Source organism: Streptomyces alkaliphilus (assembly GCF_014141535.1).
Lineage (GTDB): Bacteria > Actinomycetota > Actinomycetes > Streptomycetales > Streptomycetaceae > Streptomyces > Streptomyces alkaliphilus.
Genome location: NZ_VKHT01000183.1, coordinates 1 through 6,657 on the forward strand (window position 1 = coordinate 1; position 6,657 = coordinate 6,657).

Sequence of the window (6,657 nt, forward strand, 5' to 3'; positions counted from 1 at the left end):
GGGATGCTTCCGTCCGCCGTCGGTGCCCGACGGCGTCTCGCGGTTGCGCCTGACCGCTCGCGCCGACCTCACCGACGCCGAGCTCGACCGCGCGGTGGAGGTGATCCTCTCCACCGCGCCGGGGCGGTGAGGGACCGGGAACGATCCGCCGCGGTCGTGATCGGCCCCTCCCGAAGGTGGAGACCCGGAGGCGGGTGACCCCCCGGGCGCGGCCCCCGGTCACCCGGTCACCCGGTCGGGAGGTGCGGGAAGGTCGCGGGCCGACCCCCGTGGGTCGACGCGTACAGTTCCTCCGGCCCGTCCGGTCCCTCCGGCTCCGCGTCCGGCACGCGCACCAGGCCCGCGCGCAGCGCCACCCGGCGCGAGGCCGCGTTGGCGGGGCGGATCCGGGCCACGATCGGCAGGCGCGGCATCCGTTCGGCTCCCCATTCCACCGAGGCCACGGCCGCTTCCGAGGCCAGTCCGTGCCCCCAGTGGGCCGGGAAGAGGCGGTAGAAGAGGTTCAGTACGGGGGTGCCGGCGACCCGGCTCGGCTTCAGCCCGCAGAAACCGATCACGGCGGGGTCGTGGAGGAGCCGGACGGCTCGGTAACCGTGTCCGAAGACCCGCCAACAGCGGTCCCACTCGATGTACCGGGAGATCGCCGCGTCCCGGTCCGCGAGCGCGTCCGACGGGTTGTGCGCGCAGGCCAGGGGGTCGCGGTGGAGGTCGAGCAGGGCGGGGATGTCCCCGATCACGGGTCGGCGCAGCACCAGGCGTTCGGTGAGGATCCGTCCGGTGTCCGGGGCCATGCCGTCTCTTCCCGTCGGGGTCCGACCGGCACCCCGGCGCGCCGGTGAAGGGTTGTCAGTCCCCGCGCGGCGCGGTGACGGACCGCTCACGGCCGGGATCGACCGCCCGCTTGCGTCGGGCGTCGCGTGCGGACATCCCCAGCCGGGTCAGGGCGGCCAGCAGCACACCGATGTCGTCCAGGTAGATCGGGTCGGGAAGCAGGTCCACCGGCCAGATCGTGTAGGCGATGGCGCCCCAGAAGGCGAACCTGTCGCCGCTGTTGAGGCCGACCGCCCGCAGGGTGCGGTAGCTGCGGACCAGTTTGGTGACCAGGACGACCGCCACCGCCGCGGTGGCGACGGCGATCACGCCCAGGACCACGAGCAGGGTCACCAGCCAGTTCTCCACGGGCCACCTCCCTCCGGTTCACCCCCGTGCCGGCGGCCCCGGTCGGGGCGCCGTCCACCGCGCCATGGTACCGGCGGGCCGATGGTTCGCGGGCGGTGCCGGACGGTGGGCGGCGCGGGCCGGGTACGGGTGCGCCCCGGTCGATCGGGCGGGATCGACCGGGGCGCGCCGGGGACCGGGGAGGCCCCGGCGGATGCTCAGAGACGCTCGACGACGTGGTCCACGCAGCGGGTCAGCGCCTCGACGTCGTCCGGCTCCACGGCGGGGAACATCGCGACCCGCAGCTGGTTGCGGCCCAGCTTGCGGTACGGCTCGGTGTCCACGATGCCGTTGGCGCGCAGCGCCTTGGTGACGGCGGTCGCGTCGATGGAGTCGTCGAGGTCGATGGTGCCGACGACCTGCGAGCGGTGCGCGGGGTCGGTGACGTACGGGGTGGTGTACGAGGTCTTCTCCGCCCAGCCGTACAGCCGGCCCGAGGAGTCGGCGGTGCGCTCGACGGCCCATGCCAGGCCGCCCCGCCCGTTGATCCAGTCGATCTGCTCGGCGAGCAGGAAGAGGGTGGCCAGCGCCGGGGTGTTGTAGGTCTGGTTCTTGCGGGAGTTGTCGATCGCGGTCGGCAGCGAGAAGAACTCGGGCACGTGACGGCCCGAACCGTGCACGGCGGCGGCCTGCTCCAGGGCGGCGGGGGAGAAGAGCGCGATCCACAGGCCGCCGTCGGCGGCGAAGGACTTCTGCGGCGCGAAGTAGTAGACGTCGCTCTCCGCGATGTCGACGGGCAGGCCGCCGGCACCGGAGGTGGCGTCGACCAGGACCAGCGCGTCGTCGTCCGCCCCCGCCGGGCGGCGGATCGGGGCGGCGACACCGGTGGAGGTCTCGTTGTGGGTGAGGGCGTAGACGTCCGTACCCGCCTCGGCACGGGTCTCCGGCAGGGAGCCCGGCTCGGCGGTGATGACGGTGGGCTCGGCGAGCCAGGGGGCGAGCTTCGCGGCCTTGGCGAACTTCGAGGAGAACTCCCCGAAGGACAGGTGCTGCGACTTCTCGCGGATCAGACCGTGGGTGGCGATGTCCCAGAAGGCGGTGGTGCCGCCGTTGCCGAGGATCACCTCGTATCCCTCGGGGAGGGAGAACAGCTCGGTGAGCCCCTCCCGGACCCGACCGACGAGGTTCTTCACCGGAGCCTGCCGGTGGGAGGTGCCCATCAGGGAGGCCCCTTCGGCGGCGAGGGCGGTCAGCGCCTCGGGCCGCACCTTGGAGGGGCCCGAGCCGAACCGGCCGTCGGCGGGCTTGATGTCTGCGGGAATCTCGATCTCAGCCACGATTCGGGAGCGTAGTGGGTGCGCGCCCCTCGGTCATCCACCGGTCCGTCCGGTGAGACGTGTCGCCCGAACGGCGGGACGGGCGACACCAGCCCGTTCCCCCTATCGCGTTTCGCCTCTCCCGTCCGGGGACGCGAGCCACTCCTCGAAGGTGGTCGGTGCGATGTGGGCCCCTTCCCGGGGAAGCAGCACGTCGCCGGCCATATCGGGGCCGAAGACGCCTCCCCACGCGGGTACCGTCCTCACCGATCGGCCCCGCGCGGCGTGGGTGCGGCGGGCCATGTCCACGAGGTCCTGCGGTTCGGGACCGGCGACCTCGGGGTGCCGCCCCCGGGGCCCGCCCGTCGCGACCCCGGCGAGGATGCCCGCCACGTCGGCGGGCGCGACCGGCCGCACGAGCAGGGGCGCGATCGAGGCGACGCCGTCCCGTTCGGTCCAATCGGCGACCATCGCCGCGAAGTCGTGGAACCGGGTGGCGGGAACGATGGTCCACGGCACCGGACCGGTGGCCACGAGTCGTTCCTGTTCCCGTTTTCCGGCGTAGTGGGCGTTGCCCTACACCCGGTCGAGACCGGCGATGGAGAGCAGCACGTGGTGGCGGACCCCGGCCCTCTCCCCGGTGGCGAGCAGGGTGCGCGTCGCGAGGCCGAAGCGCTCCACCGTCGCCGCCCGGTCGGCCGGCGGGTGGTTGGTGACGTCGATGACGGCCCCGACCCCGGCGAGGGCCGAGTCGAGTCCGGTGCCGGTGGTCACGTCCACGCCGAGTGAGCGGCTGACGCGCACGACCTCGTGGCCGCCCCGTTCGAGGGCGGCGACGGTGAGGGAGCCGATCCTTCCGGTCGCCCCGACGACGGCGACGCGGGAGGCGGGGCGCGGGTCCGTTCGCCCGGCGAGGACGCGTTGGGCGGCACCGGTCCGCGTGGTGGATGGCCTGCTCGACATGTGGGCCCCTTCCCGTTCTCTCCCGGCGTCGCCGAACGGCCGCACTCTATTCAGGAATAAATAGATCCGCAATATCCGAGATATGATCGGGGCATGAAACTGCCCGTGAGCACCGAGTGGTTGTTGCACTGCGCCACGTCGCTGGCACAACTGGAACCGGGCACCACCGCCTCGGCGGCGCAACTGGCGCAGTACTACGACCTGCCCCCGAGCTCCCTCGCCAAGCAGTTGCAGGCGTTGGTCAGGGGAGGTGTGTTGTCCGCGAGCACGGGGCCCGGCGGCGGCTTCCGGCTCGCCCGGCCCGCCCCGGAGATCACCCTCCTGATGATCGTCGAGGCCGTGGACGGCTTCTCCCCGCCCTACGAGTGCCGCGAGATCCGGCAACGGGGGCGGGGCGCCCTGCCCGCCGAGGAGTGCCGTGCCCCGTGCGTGCTCGCCCGGCGGATGGCACTGGCGCACGAGGCCTGGCGGAGCAGCCTGGCCGAAACCTCACTCGCCGACATCGTCGCCGAGTTGCCGCCGGGGGCACCCTCCCGCACCCGCCGGCGCCTGACGGGCGCGCCGTGACGCCTCTCGGTCCCGGTGCCCCGGTTCCCTCCGGGCGGGAGGGGGTCGGGGCACCGGAACCGGCGGTCGGGTCGGCGCGCCCTCGGCGGCGACCTCCGGGGATCAGCGGTCGGCCGCGTCGATGAGGATCGGCAGGGCCGCCAGGTCGTTCTGGGTCATCACCGGCATGTTGCGGATCTCCTCGTTCGGCACCGCGAGCGCCATGCGGGGGAACCGTTCGAAGAGCGCGGGCAGGGCGATGGCGGCCTCCAGACGGGAGAGCGCGGCGCCCGGGCAGATGTGCGGCCCGTGCCCGAAGGCCATGTGCCGGATCGGCAGGGTTCGGGTGATGTCGAAGCGGTCGGCGTCCTCGCCGTGTTGCGCGGGGTCGCGGCCGATGGCCGCGTAGGACATCACCACGCCCTCCCCCTCGGGGATGACGGTCCCGGCGACCTCGATGTCCTCGGTGGCGAAACGCATCAGGAGGTGGGTCGAGGGGGAGGCCCAGCGCAGGGTCTCCTCGATCACGGCCTCCCAGCCGACCTCCCCGGACAACACGAGCGCCAACTGGTCGGGGTTGTCCAGCAGCGCGCGGACGGCGTGCAGGATCAGGCTGATGGTGGTCTCGTGGCCGGCGGCCACCATCGCCTTGAGGTTGCCGATGACCTCCTCGTCGGTCAGCGGCTCCCCGCCCTCGTCGGCGAGGATCAACGCCGAGGTCAGGTCGTCGCCCGGCGCGGCCTTCTTCTCGGCCACCACCCGGGTGTAGAAGACGTCCATCTCCTCGATGACCGCCAGCCGCTCCTCCTGCGGGGTGAGCATGGAGAAGAACGCGTCGTACAGCTCGTGCAGCCGCGGGTGGTCCTTCGCGTCCACGCCCATCAGCTCGCTGACGACCTTCATCGGCAGCGGCAGCGCGAACGTCTCCTTGAGCTCCACCGGCGAGCCGTCGGCACCGAGTTCGGCGACGCGGTCCAGCAGGTCGGCGGTGATCCGCTCGATGGCCGGGCGCATCCCCTCCACCCGCCGGGGGGTGACGGCCTGGGCGGTCATGGCCCGCAACCGACGGTGTTCCGCGCCGTCCACGGTGAACATCGACCGACCGGCGTCGATCATGCCGATCAGCGGCCACTCCCTGGTGATCCGTCTGTCCCGCCAGGCGTTCCACCGATTGATGTCCTTGACCAACCGGGGGTCGGTGAGCAGTTGCCGGGCCTCGGCGTGGTCGGTGACGGAGAAGGCCACCGCGCCCAGCAGGTCGATCCGGGTGATCGGGCCGGATTCGCGCAGGCGGGCGATCTCCCCCTCCCGGTCACGGACCAGGGGGTCCAGCACGATCGGTTCGGCCCCGGTGGAGCCGGAGGAGAGGGAGTCGGTGGCGCGGCCGGTGACGGGACAGCTCATCTGGTGCCTCTCATCTCGTGCCACCCAGGGGATGGGTGGGTGCGAAGCGGACCGGCAGCGTGCTCATGCCGCGCAGGAACGCGGAGGGCCGCCGGGCGAGTGTCTGTTGCGGTACGGCCAGGTCGATGTCGGGCAGGCGGTCGAGGAGCACCTCGATGCCGGTTCGGGCGATGACCTCGGCGATCTCCCGGGCCGGGAAGGGGCACTGGAACTCGCCGTGGCTGAAGGAGAAATGGGCGCTGTTCCCCGCGTGGAAGCCGTCGTTCCCGGAGAAGTCGTGCACGTCCGGGTCGGAGTTGGCGCCCTGGAGGCCCAGCAGGAGCAGGTCGCCGGCGGTGATGTGCCGGCCGGCGATCCGGGTGTCACGGGCGGCCCACCGCCCGGCGAGGATCTGGGTGGGGGTGTCCTCCCAGAGGACCTCGTTCATGGCCTCGCCGATGCTGCGTCGACCCCCGCCGATGGAGGCGGCGAAGCGGTCGTCGGTGAGCATCAGGCGCACCGAGTTGCCCAGCCAGTCGGCGGACGGCAGGTGGCCTGCGGCGGTGATGGCCATGAGGTCGAGCGCGCACTCCTCGTCGTTCAGGCCCACGGGGTGGGCCAGGAGACGGGAGGCGACATCGGAACCGGGCAGCTGACGTTTGGTCGCCACCAGACGGTGCATGGCGGCTCCGAACCGCTGGTGCGCCTCGATCGCGCCCTCCCCGCCGTCGGCGAGGTCGTTCATGGCGCGGGCGAGCCCGGGGCCCTCGGCGTCGGGGAAACCGGTGATCCGGGCCAGAACCAGCACCGGCAGCAGCATGGAGTAGTCACCGACCAGCTCGGCCTCGCCCCGGGAGCAGAAGGAGTCGATCAGTCGGTCGGCCAACTCCTCTGTGTGTCCGCGAAGTTCGTGCGGATTCACGGCCTCCAGCGCGGACTCCACGGCGGCCAGGTGACGACGGTGCTCCTCTCCGACGGTGTAGTACACCGAGGGCAGGCGCACGCCGATCATCGGGCGCAGCGGCCAGTCCATCGGGATGTTCTCCCACTGGTTCCACAGCGTCGAGTCCCGGGGGAACAACTCGGGATCGCCGGTGATGCGGTGCATCTCGCGGTAGCCCACGACCAGCCAGGCGGGAATGTCTCCGGGCAGGAGGACGGGCACCACCGGACCGTGCTCGGAGCGCATCTCCCGGTAGAGCCGGGCGGGATCGGTGTGGAAGCGGGGACCGCTCAACGGCACCGGACCCCCGGGGGCACCGGGGGTCCCGTGCGCGGGGCATCCGACGGG

General features: G+C 72.5%; 8 protein-coding genes and 1 pseudogene. 2 read left to right on the plus strand and 7 right to left on the minus strand.

The genetic code is table 11. From position 1 onward, the window contains the following. Window positions 1-130, plus strand: a pseudogene (locus tag FNQ90_RS08570) (8-amino-7-oxononanoate synthase); the annotation flags it as partial. A gap of 97 nt (window positions 131-227) precedes the next feature. Here FNQ90_RS08570 and FNQ90_RS08575 read toward each other — a convergent pair. From FNQ90_RS08575 to FNQ90_RS27160, 5 genes are all read right to left on the minus strand, one after another. Beyond that, window positions 228-791 carry a GNAT family N-acetyltransferase gene (locus FNQ90_RS08575; protein ID WP_194432347.1) on the minus strand — a complete coding sequence of 188 codons (564 nt, stop codon included), beginning with the start codon at window positions 789-791 and terminating at the stop codon, window positions 228-230. 55 nt (window positions 792-846) lie between these two features. Continuing rightward, window positions 847-1,179, minus strand: coding sequence for a YkvA family protein (locus tag FNQ90_RS08580; RefSeq protein WP_182605815.1), 333 nt, complete (start codon window positions 1,177-1,179; stop codon window positions 847-849). A gap of 197 nt (window positions 1,180-1,376) precedes the next feature. Continuing rightward, window positions 1,377-2,495 (minus strand): phosphoserine transaminase, encoded by a 1,119-nt coding sequence (gene serC / locus FNQ90_RS08585; RefSeq protein ID WP_182605816.1) that lies wholly within the window; start codon window positions 2,493-2,495, stop codon window positions 1,377-1,379. Window positions 2,496-2,597: 102 nt separating this feature from the next. Next, entirely contained in the window at window positions 2,598-3,008 is a 411-nt protein-coding gene (locus tag FNQ90_RS27155) for a hypothetical protein (protein ID WP_228470971.1), read from the minus strand. Between the two features lie 42 nt (window positions 3,009-3,050). Continuing rightward, the gene (locus tag FNQ90_RS27160) at window positions 3,051-3,437 is read right to left on the minus strand and encodes an SDR family oxidoreductase (protein WP_228470972.1); all 387 of its coding nucleotides are present in this window, start codon (window positions 3,435-3,437) and stop codon (window positions 3,051-3,053) included. A gap of 93 nt (window positions 3,438-3,530) precedes the next feature. On the opposite strand from FNQ90_RS27160, the gene FNQ90_RS08595 reads away from it, so the two are divergent. Then, window positions 3,531-4,004 (plus strand): RrF2 family transcriptional regulator, encoded by a 474-nt coding sequence (locus tag FNQ90_RS08595; protein WP_182605817.1) that lies wholly within the window; start codon window positions 3,531-3,533, stop codon window positions 4,002-4,004. 102 nt (window positions 4,005-4,106) lie between these two features. Here FNQ90_RS08595 and FNQ90_RS08600 read toward each other — a convergent pair whose 3' ends face one another. Together FNQ90_RS08600 and FNQ90_RS08605 are read right to left on the minus strand one after the other, a co-directional pair. Further along, the gene (locus tag FNQ90_RS08600; RefSeq protein WP_182605818.1) at window positions 4,107-5,387 is read right to left on the minus strand and encodes a cytochrome P450 family protein; all 1,281 of its coding nucleotides are present in this window, start codon (window positions 5,385-5,387) and stop codon (window positions 4,107-4,109) included. Window positions 5,388-5,397: 10 nt separating this feature from the next. Then, window positions 5,398-6,657: cytochrome P450 (locus FNQ90_RS08605; RefSeq protein WP_407699327.1), on the minus strand; the 1,260-nt coding region annotated here is incomplete at its 5' end.